At 68.5% G+C, this 13,853-nt stretch carries 19 protein-coding genes and 1 tRNA gene; 8 read left to right on the top strand and 12 right to left on the bottom strand.

Annotated features, from left to right (window positions below):
• Positions 1–467: 467 nt before the first annotated feature.
• Positions 468–542 (bottom strand) — tRNA-Arg (locus LT972_RS14245).
• An 87-nt stretch (positions 543–629) separates the two neighbouring features.
• Between LT972_RS14245 and LT972_RS14250 the strand changes: the two genes are divergently transcribed.
• Both LT972_RS14250 and LT972_RS14255 read left to right on the top strand, forming a co-directional pair.
• Positions 630–1,175 (top strand): AAA family ATPase, encoded by a 546-nt coding sequence (locus LT972_RS14250; RefSeq protein WP_232571048.1) that lies wholly within the window; start codon positions 630–632, stop codon positions 1,173–1,175.
• A complete protein-coding gene (locus LT972_RS14255) occupies positions 1,168–1,587 on the top strand; it encodes an RNA-binding domain-containing protein (protein WP_232571049.1) in 420 nt (139 codons plus the stop codon). Before LT972_RS14250 ends, LT972_RS14255 begins: the two co-directional genes overlap by 8 nt.
• Here the strand turns inward: LT972_RS14255 and LT972_RS14260 are convergent, their stop codons facing one another.
• The 5 genes from LT972_RS14260 to LT972_RS14280 all read right to left on the bottom strand — a co-directional run bounded on the left by LT972_RS14260 (position 1,588) and on the right by LT972_RS14280 (position 6,117).
• Positions 1,588–2,541, bottom strand: coding sequence for a hypothetical protein (locus tag LT972_RS14260; protein ID WP_232571050.1), 954 nt, complete (start codon positions 2,539–2,541; stop codon positions 1,588–1,590).
• Between the two features lie 65 nt (positions 2,542–2,606).
• A complete protein-coding gene (locus tag LT972_RS14265; RefSeq protein WP_232571051.1) occupies positions 2,607–3,164 on the bottom strand; it encodes a magnesium transporter in 558 nt (185 codons plus the stop codon).
• Positions 3,165–3,737: a magnesium transporter gene (locus tag LT972_RS14270; protein ID WP_232571052.1), complete on the bottom strand. Its 573-nt coding sequence runs from the start codon at positions 3,735–3,737 to the stop codon at positions 3,165–3,167. It lies immediately after the preceding gene.
• A gap of 52 nt (positions 3,738–3,789) precedes the next feature.
• On the bottom strand, positions 3,790–4,626 hold the full coding sequence (locus LT972_RS14275) for a hypothetical protein (protein ID WP_232571053.1): 837 nt from the start codon (positions 4,624–4,626) through the stop codon (positions 3,790–3,792).
• Between the two features lie 105 nt (positions 4,627–4,731).
• Positions 4,732–6,117, bottom strand: coding sequence for a signal recognition particle protein Srp54 (locus LT972_RS14280; RefSeq protein WP_232571054.1), 1,386 nt, complete (start codon positions 6,115–6,117; stop codon positions 4,732–4,734).
• A gap of 134 nt (positions 6,118–6,251) precedes the next feature.
• Between LT972_RS14280 and LT972_RS14285 the strand changes: the two genes are divergently transcribed.
• On the top strand, positions 6,252–6,686 hold the full coding sequence (locus tag LT972_RS14285; RefSeq protein WP_232571055.1) for a hypothetical protein: 435 nt from the start codon (positions 6,252–6,254) through the stop codon (positions 6,684–6,686).
• A 2-nt stretch (positions 6,687–6,688) separates the two neighbouring features.
• Here the strand turns inward: LT972_RS14285 and ftsY are convergent, their stop codons facing one another.
• The 6 genes from ftsY to thpR all read right to left on the bottom strand — a co-directional run bounded on the left by ftsY (position 6,689) and on the right by thpR (position 10,112).
• Positions 6,689–7,801, bottom strand: coding sequence for a signal recognition particle-docking protein FtsY (gene ftsY / locus LT972_RS14290; protein WP_232571056.1), 1,113 nt, complete (start codon positions 7,799–7,801; stop codon positions 6,689–6,691).
• Between the two features lie 4 nt (positions 7,802–7,805).
• Positions 7,806–8,270: a prefoldin subunit alpha gene (gene pfdA, locus LT972_RS14295; protein WP_232571057.1), complete on the bottom strand. Its 465-nt coding sequence runs from the start codon at positions 8,268–8,270 to the stop codon at positions 7,806–7,808.
• 133 nt (positions 8,271–8,403) lie between these two features.
• Positions 8,404–9,069 carry a translation initiation factor IF-6 gene (locus LT972_RS14300; protein ID WP_232571058.1) on the bottom strand — a complete coding sequence of 222 codons (666 nt, stop codon included), beginning with the start codon at positions 9,067–9,069 and terminating at the stop codon, positions 8,404–8,406.
• Between the two features lie 4 nt (positions 9,070–9,073).
• Positions 9,074–9,352, bottom strand: coding sequence for a 50S ribosomal protein L31e (locus tag LT972_RS14305; protein ID WP_232571059.1), 279 nt, complete (start codon positions 9,350–9,352; stop codon positions 9,074–9,076).
• Positions 9,352–9,504, bottom strand: coding sequence for a 50S ribosomal protein L39e (locus LT972_RS14310; RefSeq protein WP_232571060.1), 153 nt, complete (start codon positions 9,502–9,504; stop codon positions 9,352–9,354). The genes LT972_RS14305 and LT972_RS14310 overlap by 1 nt, the downstream gene beginning before the upstream one ends.
• Before the next feature lie 53 nt (positions 9,505–9,557).
• On the bottom strand, positions 9,558–10,112 hold the full coding sequence (gene thpR, locus LT972_RS14315) for an RNA 2',3'-cyclic phosphodiesterase (RefSeq protein ID WP_232571061.1): 555 nt from the start codon (positions 10,110–10,112) through the stop codon (positions 9,558–9,560).
• A gap of 56 nt (positions 10,113–10,168) precedes the next feature.
• On the opposite strand from thpR, the gene LT972_RS14320 reads away from it, so the two are divergent.
• From LT972_RS14320 to LT972_RS14340, 5 genes are all read left to right on the top strand, one after another.
• A complete protein-coding gene (locus LT972_RS14320) occupies positions 10,169–10,948 on the top strand; it encodes a tetratricopeptide repeat protein (protein ID WP_232571062.1) in 780 nt (259 codons plus the stop codon).
• Entirely contained in the window at positions 10,945–11,235 is a 291-nt protein-coding gene (locus LT972_RS14325) for a DUF424 domain-containing protein (protein ID WP_232571063.1), read from the top strand. Before LT972_RS14320 ends, LT972_RS14325 begins: the two co-directional genes overlap by 4 nt.
• 82 nt (positions 11,236–11,317) lie before the next feature.
• Entirely contained in the window at positions 11,318–12,562 is a 1,245-nt protein-coding gene (locus LT972_RS14330; protein ID WP_232571064.1) for an aminotransferase class V-fold PLP-dependent enzyme, read from the top strand.
• A 53-nt stretch (positions 12,563–12,615) separates the two neighbouring features.
• Positions 12,616–13,041, top strand: a complete 426-nt coding sequence (sufU, locus tag LT972_RS14335; protein WP_232571065.1) for a Fe-S cluster assembly sulfur transfer protein SufU — start codon at positions 12,616–12,618, stop codon at positions 13,039–13,041.
• Positions 13,042–13,110: 69 nt separating this feature from the next.
• Positions 13,111–13,839: a hypothetical protein gene (locus LT972_RS14340; RefSeq protein WP_232571066.1), complete on the top strand. Its 729-nt coding sequence runs from the start codon at positions 13,111–13,113 to the stop codon at positions 13,837–13,839.
• Positions 13,840–13,853 lie beyond the last annotated feature (14 nt).

The raw sequence follows: 13,853 nt of genomic DNA on the forward strand, positions 1-13,853 counted from the left end.
TACGCCTGACACGTGCCCAAGCTCGACTGCCCGGACTGTGGTCGTGGCATCGCAATGCACGAACTGGAGACGCGGACCGTCGCCCAGACCACCGGCTTCGAGACGAGTTACCGCTGCCCCTTCTGCCGCACCGACTTCGAGGAAGTCAAGCAGTTGATGTAGCCGTCCGAGCCGACGCGCTCGCAACGCCCGCGCAGTCGCCGACTACTCGCTCGTAGCGCCGCTACCCCGTCCCATCCCCTTCTACAGTACCCTCCAACCGGATTCGTCGCTCGCGTTCGCTCGCGACAGAACACGGGCACGAGGGGAGTCCCGCGAGCAGCGCGAGCGGGACGCCGGCGCGGCGGTGCCGCGCCGGAATTCGAACCGAGGAGAGACGGTCGTCCTCGCTGCGCTCGGACGCTGCGACTCTCCGGGTTCGAAACCCCTCACCGAATTCGTCGCTCGCGTTCGCTCGCGACAGAATACGGGCACGAGGGGATTCGAACCCCCGGCCGTCTGGTTAGAAGCCAGACGCTCTGTCCGAACTGAGCTACGTGCCCTCGCTCACGAGTACATTCGGCGTCGGTAAAAACCGACGGGTATCCAGACCGAAGCACAAAGGTAGCGGCGTCGTCTCCAATCGAGTAATGAGAGTCATCGGTACCGTGGGGATGCCGGGCAGCGGCAAGAGCGAGGCTGCCGTCGTCGCCGAGGGGATGGGCGTGCCCGTGCTCATCATGGGCGACGTGATTCGACAGGAGTGCCGCGACCGGGGGCTGGACCCCGCACAGCACCACGGCCGCATCGCGCAAGCGCTCCGGGAGGAGAACGGCCCCGGCGCCATCGCCGAGCGCTCGCTCCCGATTCTGGAGGAGTACCTCGAAGACAGCGACGTGGTGCTCGTGGACGGCATCCGGTCGGACGTGGAAGTCGAGCAGTTCCGCGAGGCGTTCGGCGAGGACTTCACGCTCGTCCACGTGTTCGCGCCCTACGACCTGCGCGAGGAGCGCATCGAGGGCCGGGGGCGCCCCGGCGACAGCGACGGCGAGAGCCTCGCCGAGCGCGAGGAACGCGAGAAGGGCTTCGGGATGGAGGACGCCATCGCCGAGGCCGACGTGCGCGTCGAGAACACGGGCACGCTCGCGGAGTTCCACGACAAATTCGAGGCGATTCTGGAGGGCGACGATGACTGAGGTCGTCTACAGCGTGGACGTGCGCGTTTCCGCCCCGATTCAGCCGACCGAAGTCACCGACCGCGTCGTCGACGCCATCCACGGCCTGTTCCCCGGTGCGGACGTGGCGACCGAGGGCGACCGCGTCGTCGCGGAGGCCCACGCCGTCGAGACGTTCCGCGAGCAGTTGTTCGAGCAGCGCATCCTCGACACGGCGCGCAAGCAGTTCACGGAGAACCGCGACCCCGACGGCTTCAGTTTCGACCTGAAGAAGCAGGCGGCGTTCAACGGGAAGGTGAACTTCGCGGTGGGCGACCCGGACGAACTCGGCGACATCCACGTCGACGTGACCGTCCGCGAGCCCGACGTGGAGTCGTTCATCGCCTACCTCGCGCCCGAGACGGAGGACGGCGAACCCCTCGACGGCGCGTAGTCAGACCAGCAGGACAACTATCGCGGCGGCGATGAAGACGACCTTCGCGGCGACGTTGACGGCGATGACTTTCGACCCGAAGCGCGCCCCCCAGATGCCGTACTGGAAGGGAATCGAGCGCTTGAACGTCGACACCGCGAAGGAGACGATGCCGCCGACGAGCATCGTCGCGACTGCTTCTCTGGGTGTGAACGCGCCCGGCACCTGCGGCGCGATGAAGATGGCTCCCGTCGTCGTGTCGACGGCGAACGTCGCGACGGCGGGGACGCTCGCGGGCGGGAGGCCGACGAGGTCGGTGACGGGGCGCGCCGCGGCGGTCAGCGCGGTCACGTCGTAGGACTCCGTGAGGTAGACGACAGCGGCGTAGACGACGGCGAGGCGCGGCACGAGCGTCTTCAGTTTCCCGGCGGTCTTCGAGAGCGCACCGGCGACTGCTTCGCGACGCGTCTCGTCGTCGCCGCCGGGGAGGTCCACGTCGGCGTCGGTGGCGGGCGAGACGTTCGCCTCGGAGAGCAAGAGCGCGCCGGCGAGGATGCCGGCGAGCGTGATGCCGAGGCTGACCGCGGCGCGCGCGCCGACGTACATGAGGCCGACTCGGAGACCGAGAATCGGGATGAGGACGGGCGCGTAGAACGTGAAGATGTGCTGGACGAACCCGAAGAAGGTGTTGACCGTCACCGCAATCAGGGTGGCGCGGTCGTCGAGCACGCCGGCGTCCCGGTACTCCTTGAGCATCCCGTAACCCGCCGTCGGCGACGCGGTCGTCGCGAGGATGGCGGTACCGACCTCGTCCGGGAGGTTCGCGGGGCCGGTGAGGGGGCGTGCGAGGCCGGCGACGTACCGAACCGCGCCGAACGCGACGGCGAGGTTCGCGAGCGTCAGGCCGACCGCGATGGCGACCGAGACGACCGCGACCCGGGGGAGCACGTCCGCGAGGAGCGCCGCGAGTTGCACACCGGCGGTTGGCGCTCGCCGGAATTACTGGTGTCGGTTCGCGTCCCGCCGACCCCGCCGTTCGGTCACACGAGCAGTTCGACGGCGCCGAACAAGACGAGTACGCCGAGCACGTCGCAGGCGTTCGTGACGACCGGAATCACCACGTCGTCCGGGTCGAGCTCGAACCGGTAGGCGGCGTACGTCGCGGCGAGCGTGACGAGCACGGCGAGCACGGCGAGCGTCGCGCCAGACACCGTCGCGACCAGGACGACCGTTCCGACGGCGAGGTCGGCGCCCTGCGTGAGCGCGGCGAGCGCCCACGCGCCGGCGCCGACGACCGGGAACAGCGTGACGGCGAGCGCGAGCGTCGCGACGGCGTTCCCCACGAGGTCGTCGTCGCGCGGGTCGAACGCGAGCGTCCCGAGGTGGAACGCCGTCGACAGACGGGACGCAAGCACGCTCCCGAGGTTCCCGGCGGTACCGATGGTGACGGGCACCAGCACCAAAAGCGAGGGGTACCGCAGCAGCGTCGCCTCGAACGAACCGAGGACGAGCCCGCTCCCGACTTCCACGACGGTGAGCGCGAGCAAGACGGGGAGCGTCGCGCGCGTGATGGCGGCGACGGACCACTCCCGGCGCACTCACACACCCCCCACGACGACGCGGACCGCGAGCACGAGGAAGGCGAGGCCGAACACGTCCCCGGTCGTCGTGACGAGCGGCCCGACGAGCGTGTCCGGGTTGTGGCCGCGCCGGAACCCCGCGAACACCACCACGACGACGGCGACGGTGAGCGCGAGGCCCGACAGCAGACCGGCGACGAACGCGACGCCGACGAGCGTCGTGACGCCCGCGACTGGTCGCCCGAGGCCGGTGAGCACCGCGAACGCGACGAGCGCCGCGAACACGCTCGCGAGCAGGCCGTTGGCCATCGCCGCCGCGACCGCCGCGCGCAGGCGCTCGTCGCCCACCGCTACCCGCGGTTCCACGACGCCCTGGTGTAGCCCCGTGGCGAGGCGCGCGCCGAACGCGCCGTAGACGTTCCCACGCGTCGCCAACAGCGCCGGCACGAGGACGAGCAAACCTTCGACCGCGCGGAGTTGCGCGCGCATCCCGCCGAGCACCGCGCCCGCGAACAGGCCGCCGACGACGCTCGCGGCCAACGCCGGGGCGGCCTCCCGGTAGGCTTCAGCCGCGACCGCGCGCACGCTCATGGCCGACGCGACGCGCCGCGCGCTGAAAAAACCCGCCGGCGGTCCGTCGCCGTCACTCCGTCCGCATCAGGTAGACGAGCGCGCCGGCGCCGCCGACGACCACCGCTCCGGCCACCCACGCGGGCCACCGCGGCCGCCGGTCGCCGTGGCGTTCGGTCCGCGCGTCGAGGAACACCGCGACCGGGGCGAACACCCACGCGTGGACGAACACCGCGAGCGAGACCGGGAACGCCGGTTCGACGGCGGCGAGCGCGAGGCCGGCGGCGAACGCCGCCACGACGCCGACGAGCACGTCCCGCCACACGCTCGCCGGGTCCTCCGGGTCGGTCACGACGACGGCTTTCTGCACGAGGTACGCGAGCGCCACCGCGACGTTGAGGACGGGGACGGCGCCGCCGACGGCCCACGGGAGCGGGCGCGGCGACCACTCGACGTCGTGCGTGCGCCACGCGTCGTAGCCCAACGAGACCGGGAGGACCACCGCTGCGAGGGCGCCGAGTGCGAGGCCGGGATTCGTGTAGCCCGCACCGACTGCGAGCACGGCGAGGACGCCGGCGACGGCGCCGGCGCCGACGACGACTTCGGCGAGCGAGTGCGCGTCCTCGCTGGCCGGCGCCGCCGACGCCCTGGTTTCGCGCGTGGCGTCCACCGCGACCCGGTAGTCGTCGTCCTCGCGCACGACCACGACGCGCTCGCCGGACAGCGCGCCCGGGTCGCCGGCGCCGTGACCGACCGCCGCGAGCAGGCGCGCGACGCGACTCGACGAGTGCCCGGCGCTCGGCCACGACTCGAAGACGCGGACCGCCTCGCCGCCGTCGAGTTCGACGACCAACAGGAGCGCGTGCGTGCCGTCGACGCGGACGCCGTCCGGCGTCTCACGCGCTCGCACTCGCTCGACCCGCCGTACGACGCCCTCGGCGCGACGACTGCGCCCGGTCCCACCCGTGGTACGCATCCACACGACGTTTCGGGACCGGCGTGAAAACCCTACTGGTCAGAACATGCCGCCGAAACCGCCACCGCCGCCGCCACCGCCCTGCTGTTGCATCTTCTTCATCATGCGCTGCATGTCGCCGTCGCCCATCCCCTGGAACTGCTTCATCGTCTGGGCCATCATCTTGTGCTGGTCGAGCAGTTCCCGGATGGTGTCCTCGCTCTGCCCCGACCCCTTCGCGATGCGCCGCACCTGCGACGCGCCGATGGAGCGCGGGTTCGCCATCTCTTCTTCGGTCATCGAGTCCATGATGACCTCGAAGTTCCGCATCCGATCTTTCGTCACGTCCATCGCGTCGTCCGGGAGTTCGTCCATGAGACCGCCGCCCATCCCCGGAATCATGTCCATCACCTGGTCGAGGGGACCCATGTTGTCCATCGCCTTCATCTGCTTTTGCATGTCGTGGAGCGTGAACTCCCCCTTCATCATGTCCTCGGGGTCCCAGTCCTCGTCGTCGGCCTGGGTCTCCTCCATCGCGCGCTCCACGCGCTCGGTGAGCTGCTTGAGGTCCCCCATCCCGAGCAGCCGCGAGATGAACGAGTCGGGCTCGAAGCGCTCGATGTCCTGGACCGTCTCCCCGGTCCCGAGGAACGCGATGGTCGAACCCGTCTCGTTGACGGCCGTCAGCGCCCCGCCGCCCTTCGCCGTCCCGTCGAGTTTCGTGATGGCGACGCCGTCGATGCCGATGGACTCGTCGAACTGCTGGGCCTGGTCTTTCGCGCCCTGCCCGATGGCCGCGTCCAACACGAGCAGGCGACGGTCGGGGTTCACCGCGCGCTCTATCTCCTCGATTTCCGCGATGAGGTCGTCCTCGAGCGCGTGGCGGCCCGCCGTGTCCACGATGTGGACGTCGGCGTCCTCGGTGGCTTCGAGGCCGTCCCGCGCGATTTTCACGGGGTCGTCCTCGTCGGGGTCGCCGTAGAACTCCACCTCGGCGCGCTCGGTCATCTGCTTGGCCTGGTCGTAGGCGCCCGGCCGGAACGTGTCCGTCTGGATGACCGCCGGACGGAGTCCCTTCTTCGAGAACCACCACGCCATCTTCGCCGCCGTCGTCGTCTTCCCCGACCCCTGCAGGCCCGCCAGCAGGATGGTCTGGTTCTCCAGCGGAATCGAAGTGGAGTCCCCCACGAGGTCCACGAGCTCCTCGTAGACGATGCGGAGCACGTGGTCGCGGGCGGACGTGCCGCCCGGCGGCTCCTCTTCGAGCGCGCGCTCCTTGATGGAGTCCGAGAGGTCCATCACGAGACTGACGTCGACGTCGGCCTGCAGCAAGGAGCGTTGAATCTCCTTGACGACCTCGTCGACGTCCTCCTCGGAGATGCGGGACTTCCCGCGGAGTTTGTCCAGCGTCCCCCGCAGGGAACTCCCGAGGTCGTCGAGTACCATTGTTGCTCGCCAGTAGGCGACCGGTCCGTAAGAGCCTTTTTCCATATACTCCCGCCGGAAGCCCGGGACGAGCGCGCCCGAACACCGGTCAGCGCGCCGGTACGTTCAACCGGCTCGCGGTCCTACCTGCCGGCGTGACGCCCGTCTACGCCACGCGAGCGCTCGTCGACGTGCTCTGCGAACTCGCCGCCGACGACGACCCGGACGCCGTGTCGGTCCGTCTCGCCGCCGCCCCGGCCGGCGACCTCCGGCCGACCGACGGCGACCTCACGGGTCTCGACCCGGAGACGCCGGTGCTCTCGGAGTTCTACTTCCCCGACGCCGGCGACGCGCTCACCAGCGTCTTCGGCGTGGACCTCGCTGCTCCCACCGGACAGACCGCCGGGCGGTTCGTCTCTCACCCGGACGGCAACCCCGACGTCTCGGTCACGGACGACCTGCACGCGACACTGCTCGTCGCCGTGCCGCCGTGGGAATCGGACGCCGTGCGCGCCTACGACCGAAACGGCTCGCGGCGCGACCTCGTGTTGGTCGCCGCCGAACCGACCGAGTCGGACGCGCCCCGATAGAATCAGTCGTCGTCGCCGAGCAGGTCCTCGACGAGCGCCTCGGGGTCGAACTTCTGGAGGTCGTCGTACCCCTGTCCGGTGCCGAGGAACAGAATCGGCTTCCCCGTGACGTGAGCCACGGAGATGGCCGCGCCGCCCTGACTGTCGGCGTCCGCCATCGTCAGGATGGCGCCGTCGATGGCCGCCGCGTCGTCGAACTCGCGGGCGCGGTTCACCGCGTCCTGGCCCGCCACCGCCTCGTCCACGAAGATGGTGAGGTCGGGGTCCACGACCCGGTCGAGTTTCTCCAGTTGGCTCATCAGGTCACTGGACGTGTGCAGGCGCCCGGCGGTGTCGCCGAGCACCACGTCTACGTCGTGTGCCTCGGCGTACTCCACGGCGTCGTAGACGACCGCGGTCGGGTCGCCTCCCTGCTCGTGGCGGATGAGCTTCAGGCCGAGGTTGTCGGCGTGCTCCTGAATCTGCTCGTTCGCGCCGGCGCGGTACGTGTCGCCGTTCGCCAGCACCGTCGAGTAGCCGCGGTCCTCGAGGTACTTCGCGACCTTCGCAATCGAGGTCGTCTTCCCGACGCCGTTCACGCCCGTGAAAATCACGGTGACGGGCTTCTCGGCCGCCTCGATGGTCTCGAGGAAGTCGAACTGGCCGACGTCGATGACCGACAGCAGGGCGTCCCGGAGCGCGTCCTCTACGAGCGCGCCCGTGCTCTCGGTGAACTTCCGCTCCTCGCCGACGAGGTCCTCGCGAATCTGGTCGAGAATCTCCTCGGCGACGCTCATCTCCACGTCGCTCTCCAGCAACGCGAACTCCAGTTCGCGCAGCGGCTCCTCGAGGTCCTCCTCGTCGATGACCACGCGGCCGCGAGCCAGCGAGGACGCGCGACTCACGAAGCCGCCGGACGAATCCGAGGACTCCTCCTCTTCGCCGTCCTCGGGCGCCGACTCGTCGGCAGCGTCGGCGTCCGGCTCCGAGGCGTCGCCGACGGCCTCGGCTTCGACGTCGGCGTCGCTCTCGGGCTCGTCGAGTTCCGCCTCGTCGAGTTCCTCGGCGTTCTCCTCGGCGACCTCCTCGGCGTCCTCTCGGAAGTTCGAGAGTTTGTCCTTCAGCCCGTCGAACATCGCCCTACTCGTCTTCCTGCTCGCCCTGCTGCTGGGCCTGCATCTGCTGTTGCATCATCTGCTGTTGGGCCTGCTGGGCCTGCTGCTCGAGGCTGGACTGCTCCTCCTCGACGTCCGAAATCTCCGAGCGGACCTCGCTGATGCGCTCGTCGACGGCTTCCTTCTTCTCGTCGAGCACGTCGACCGCGTCGTCGCTGGACTGCTCGGCGGCGTAGCCGCCGCCGAGGCTGACGACGACCTCGTCGATGTCTTCGACTTCGGCGCGGACGTACGCGTCGCCGCCGAGGGGGACCTGCACGGTCGAACCCGTCTCCAGCACGTCGAGGGCTTCCTTCGCCTCCTCGATTTCGGCCTTCTCCTCCTGGAGGTCCTCGACGTCGGCTTCGAGTTCCTCTTTCTCCTCTTCGAGCGCCTGAATTTCCTGGGACAACTGCTGCAGCTGCTGTTGACCGCCGCCTCCAAGACTCATACCAACGAATCCGGGTGCGAGCGGGAAGTATCTTCCTACTCGGGAACTCGCGGCGAGAAGCGTAGAATTGAGGGTAGAAGCGCCGAAACGCTCGTTTAGTCGTTCGGCGCGGCGGAGAAAAACGCCCGCCGGTTCAGTCGATGTAGCCGAGCGCGTCGTCGATGCGACCCAACTCGGGCCCGGTCGTGTCCTCGCCGACGACGTAGCCGTCGTCGTTCGCGACGAGGCCCGAGCCGACCAGCGCGCCGCCGTAGTTCACGGTGCCGATGTCGGCGTACACCTCGAGGGCGTCCTCGATGGCGTCGAGTTCGTCGTCGCTCGACTTCGGGTGGCAGAGCACGCCCGAGTTGTTCGCGACGGCGGCCGCGCCGACGGTGTCGACGCCGGCCAGCCGACCGCGAGTGGCGGGCACGTCGAGAGCGTCCTCGACGGCCTGCACTGCCTCCCGGGAGAGCTCGGAGTGGACGTACGCGCCGTTGTCGTTCGCGACGACGACGTTCCCCGCGGCGTTCACGCGCCCCGGCAGTTCGCCGACCGACACGTCGACGGCCTCCTCGATGCGGTCGCGTTCGCGCTCGCGGACGCGCCCGGAGACGAGCAAGCCGTTCGAGTTCCCGGCGACGAGCGACCCGACGGTCGCCGAGCCGCCGACGGTCGTCTGCACGGCGGGCACGCCGAGTTCGTCGGCCACGTCGCTGGTGAGGTCGTCGTCCAAGTCGGGACGGACGACGACGCAGTCGTTCGTGGCGCGGGCGAACACGCCGACGTACGGGGAGCCGTGGAACGCTGCGCGGAGCAAACTTTTACTCTTCGTACTCGGCTTCGACGACCGTCTCGCCGTCCTCGACGAAGCGCGCGGCGTGGACGCGGACCTTCCGCGGCGGGTTCTTCTGACCTTCGCTCCACACGTTGTCGTTGATGGACGGGTCCAGGCGGACCTCGTCCTCCTCGACCGCGAAGTGCTTCGCGAGGTGCTCGCGGATGATGGACATCGCCTTGCCGGCGCGCTCGTGGTTCGGTACCTTCGTCACGTCGCGGAGCGGCACGGTGACGATGCGCTCCTCGAAGTCGTTGGCGCTCATTATTCGTCGGTGTCGTTACGCCGCCAGTTGCGGCGCTTCGGGTTTCGCTGGACGTCGCGGTTCGTCTTCATCATGACCCACGAGGGCACGCGGCTGTTCTGCCGCTCGAGCTTCGCGAGCCGCTTCTTCTGCGCCTTCGATTTCTTACCCATAGTGTGCGCCTCTACCCCCGCCGTCGTTAAAACGTTGTTCTTCTCGGGCCGGCTCAGAGCCTGACTGCGCGGACTGTCTCGTACTCGGGGCCGTCGTGCGTGAGCGTGCTCTCGGTGAGCCTGACTTCCTCGACGCGCGCCGTCCCGACCTCGGGGTGGCGCTCCCGGACGAGTTCCTGCACGCGCTCCTTGCCGCCGGCGTGTTCCATCCGCGCGAGCGTGACGTGGGGCGTGAAATCGTGGTCTTCGGGGTCGAAGCCGCGCGCGACGAACGTCTCTTCGACCGCCTCGTGGAGTTGCGTCAGTTCCTCGCTCCCGTCGCCGACGCCGAGCCAGACGACCGAGATGTAGTCCAGACTCGGGAACACGCCCAGCCCCTCGAACGTCGCGTCGAACGGCGCCACGTCGGCGTCCGCGACCGCTTCTTCGAGTGCGTCCCCGAGTTCGTCCAGTCGGGACTCGTCCACCTCGCCGAGGAACTTCAGCGTGACGTGGGCCTGCGCCGGGTCCACGAAGTTCAACCCCGAGGCGTCACGGAACTCCTCCTGTACGTCGGCCACCGCGTCGGCGAGGGCGTCGGGCAGGTCGACGCTGACGAACAGCCGCATACCGGGCGTTCTGCGTGCGGAGGCCTTAACTCCGCGCCTCACTTAGCCGGGTCCATATGACTGACCGCGAGGAATCCGACAGCGAGAGCCCCGACGTGGAGGACCTCGACGTCGAAGACCTCGACCACGAGTTCTCCGAGGGGCAGGGGTTCGACGACCCCTACGAGGGGTTCGACCTCGACCCGCCGGAACTCGAAGTCGACCCGGACCAAGTCGACCCGGTGGACAGCCGCGTCGTCACCGACAACCTCGACCAGCGCGCCATCAACGACGACGAGGTGGACGCCGACGAACTCGTCGACGTGGGGCTGAGTTACCTCGGCATCAACCGCCACGAGCAGGCCGCCGACGCCTTCGAGCGCGCCGCTCGCTTCACCGACGACGAAGACCTCGAACAGGAGGCGTGGGTGAACAAGGGCATCGCGCACGGCCAGATGGAGGAGTGGGACGAGGCCGTCGGCGCGCACCGCGAGGCGTTGTTCGTCGCCGAGGACGGCGACTTCGAGGCCGAGGCGCACACGAACCTCGCGTACGCGCTCTGGGAGTTCGAGGAGGACGAGGAGGCGTTCTACCACGCGGAGAAGGCGGTCCGGGCGAACGACCGCCTGCCGCAGGCGTGGTACAACCTCGGGTTCATCGAGAACGAGCGCGACCGCCACGAGCAGGCCCTCGACGCGCTGGACAACGCGATTCGGCTGGGCTTCCAGCAGGCCGACGTGTACGAGGAGAAGTCCCGCGCGCTCGAAGCCCTCGACCGCGAGGAGGAGGCCGCCGAGGTCGCCGAGCAGGCCGAGGAGATTCGCGAGCGCAAGGAGCAGGAACTCGTCGATAGATGATACTCACGGAGCGAGAGACCGAACGCGGCGTCCTCGTGACGGCCTGCGACCCGGACGTGCTCGGGGAGACCTTCGAGAACGGCGAGGTGGAGTTCACCGTCAACGAGGAGTTCTACGGCGGCGACGAGGCCGACGCCGACGCCGTCCGGGCGGCGCTCGCTCGCGCGAACGTCGCGAACATCGTCGGCGACGACGCGGTCGGCATCGCCATCGAGGAGGGGTTCGTCGAGGAGGCAAACGTCCTCGATTTGGACGGCACCGTCCACGCGCAGTTCATGCGGCTGTAGCCGTTCTCGCCGCTTTCCCGTACGGCCGGCAGTTCTAGCCGCACCGAAGAACAGTAGTGTCCCGGTTCCCTACTTCTCGACAATGGAACAAACCGAACAGGACCCGCTCGACGTCGAGCGCATCCGGGAGGACTTCCCCATCCTCGAACGCGAGGTCGCGGACGGGCGCCAACTCGTCTACCTCGACAACGCCGGCACCTCGCAGACGCCGGAGCCGGTGGTCGACGCCATCGCGGACTACTACCGCCGGTACAACGCGAACGTCCACCGCGGCATCCACGAACTCAGTCAGGAGGCCTCCGTCGCGTACGAGGACGCCCACGACCGCGTCGCGGAGTTCGTGGGCGCGGACGGCCGCGAGGAGATGGTGTTCACGAAGAACACCACCGAGGCCGAGAACCTCGTCGCGTTCGCGTGGGGACTGAACGAACTCGGGCCGGGCGACGAGGTCGTCCTGACCCAGATGGAACACCACGCGAGCCTCGTGACGTGGCAGCAGGTCGCGAAGAAGACGGGCGCCGAGGTGAAGTACATCCCCGTCACGGACGACGGCTACCTCGACATGGACGCCGCCGAGGAGATGATTACGGACGACACCGAGATGGTGAACGCCGTCCACGTCTCGAACACGCTCGGCACCGTCAACCCCGTCTCCGAACTCGCGGACATCGCCCACGACCACGACTCGCTGTTCTTCGTGGACGGCGCCCAGTCCGTCCCGACCCGACCGGTGGACGTGAAGGAAATCGACGCCGACTTCCTCGCGTTCTCCGGGCACAAGATGCTCGGGCCGACGGGCATCGGCTGTCTCTACGGCAAACGCCACCTGCTGGAGGAGATGGAACCGTACCTCTACGGCGGGATGATGATCAAGAAGGTCACGTTCGAGGAGTCGACGTGGAACGACCTGCCGTGGAAGTTCGAGGCCGGCACCCCCGTCATCGAGCAGGGCGTCGCGCTCGCCGAGGCCGTCGACTACCTCGACGACATCGGGATGGAGAACGTCCAAGCCCACGAGGAGGCCATCACGGAGTACGCCTACGACCGCCTCACGGAGTACGACGACGTGGACATCTACGGGCCGCCGGGCGACGACCGCGGCGCCGTCGTCGCGTTCAACGTGGACGGCGTCCACGCCCACGACCTCTCTTCGATTCTGAACGACCACGGCGTCGCCATCCGCGCCGGCGACCACTGCACCCAGCCGCTTCACGACGTGCTCGGCGTGCCGGCGTCCGCCCGCGCGTCGTTCTACCTCTACAACACCCGCGAGGAGGTCGACGCGCTCGTCGAGGCCGTCGACGCCGCCCGCGACATCTTCAACTGAACGCGTAGCCGCGCGGAACGCTTTTAGGGCGTTCTACCGTACCAGCAGGCAACATGAGCATGGGCTCGGACATGTACCGACAGCAGATTCTGGACCACTACCGCAACCCCCGGAATCACGGCGAGCTGTCGGACCCGACGTTCAGCCACGAGGGGTTCAATCCGTCCTGCGGGGACGAACTGGAGTTCGACGTGGAACTCGAAGAGGACGGCGAGACCGTCGAGCGCGTCGCGTTCCGCGGCGAGGGGTGTGCCATCAGTCAGGCGTCCGCGAGCATGCTCTCGGAGAAACTGCCGGGGATGACACTCGACGAGGTCGCGGAACTCGACCGCGAGGACGTCCTCGACATGCTCGGCGTCGAGGTGACGCCGATGCGCATCAAGTGCGCGGTGCTCGCCGAGAAGGTCGTCCAGGACGGCGCGGAAATCTACGAGGGCGAGAAGGACGTCGACCAGACGACCACCGAAGACGACGCGTAGCCGTCGCGTGGCGGACTCGCGCCCGATTCCGCCCTAGATTTTTATCAGTTCGTGCTGTTCGTGAGGGCGATGCCCTCCAAACGGCTGCTCGCAGTTGCACTCGCAGCGATGGTACTGTTCGCCGGGTGTTCGGCGCTCCCCAGCGGTGGCGGCGGCGGCGACGCCGACCCGGAAGCCCCCGACTACCACGGCTTCACGTTCGTCTCCGACACCGGCGGGAACGCCTACGAGGCCACGGTCACCGTCGAGAAGGACGGCGAGCGACTCCTCGAACGCTCGGTGTCCGGCGACGGCGACGGGACGTACGTGAACCTCTCCTCGGTCGAGGAGGCGGGGCCGTACACGATGACGGTGAACACGACGATTCCGGCGGCGGGCGGCGGGAACATGAGCGAGCAGGTCGAACTGAACGGTTCGCTCGGGAACGAGACGGTAATCGACGTCTCCTACCTCGCCATCGAGGTGAAGTCCTTCGCGTTGCCGCGACAGGAGATGGAGGAACCGCTGTACTTCCAGAAGAACATCGACCTCCCCATCGAAGCACAGGTCGTCGTGACCCACGACGGCGAGACCGTCTACTCGGAGGACGTCCACCGGAACGGCACCGGGCCGTTCGAACTCGCCGAACTGCCGGAGACCGGAGTCTACCAGGTCTCGGTCGGCGACAGCGACGGCGAGAACTGGGAGAACGACACCGTGATTCTCCGCGACCCGCAGTCGAAACTGTTCACGAAGTTGGACGGCGACACGCCGGTCATCGAGGTGTATCCGCCGGAGATGCCGCCGCCCTCGAACTGACGTCCTCGGGTCGA

This window comes from Halobacterium litoreum (assembly GCF_021233415.1).
GTDB lineage: Archaea > Halobacteriota > Halobacteria > Halobacteriales > Halobacteriaceae > Halobacterium > Halobacterium litoreum.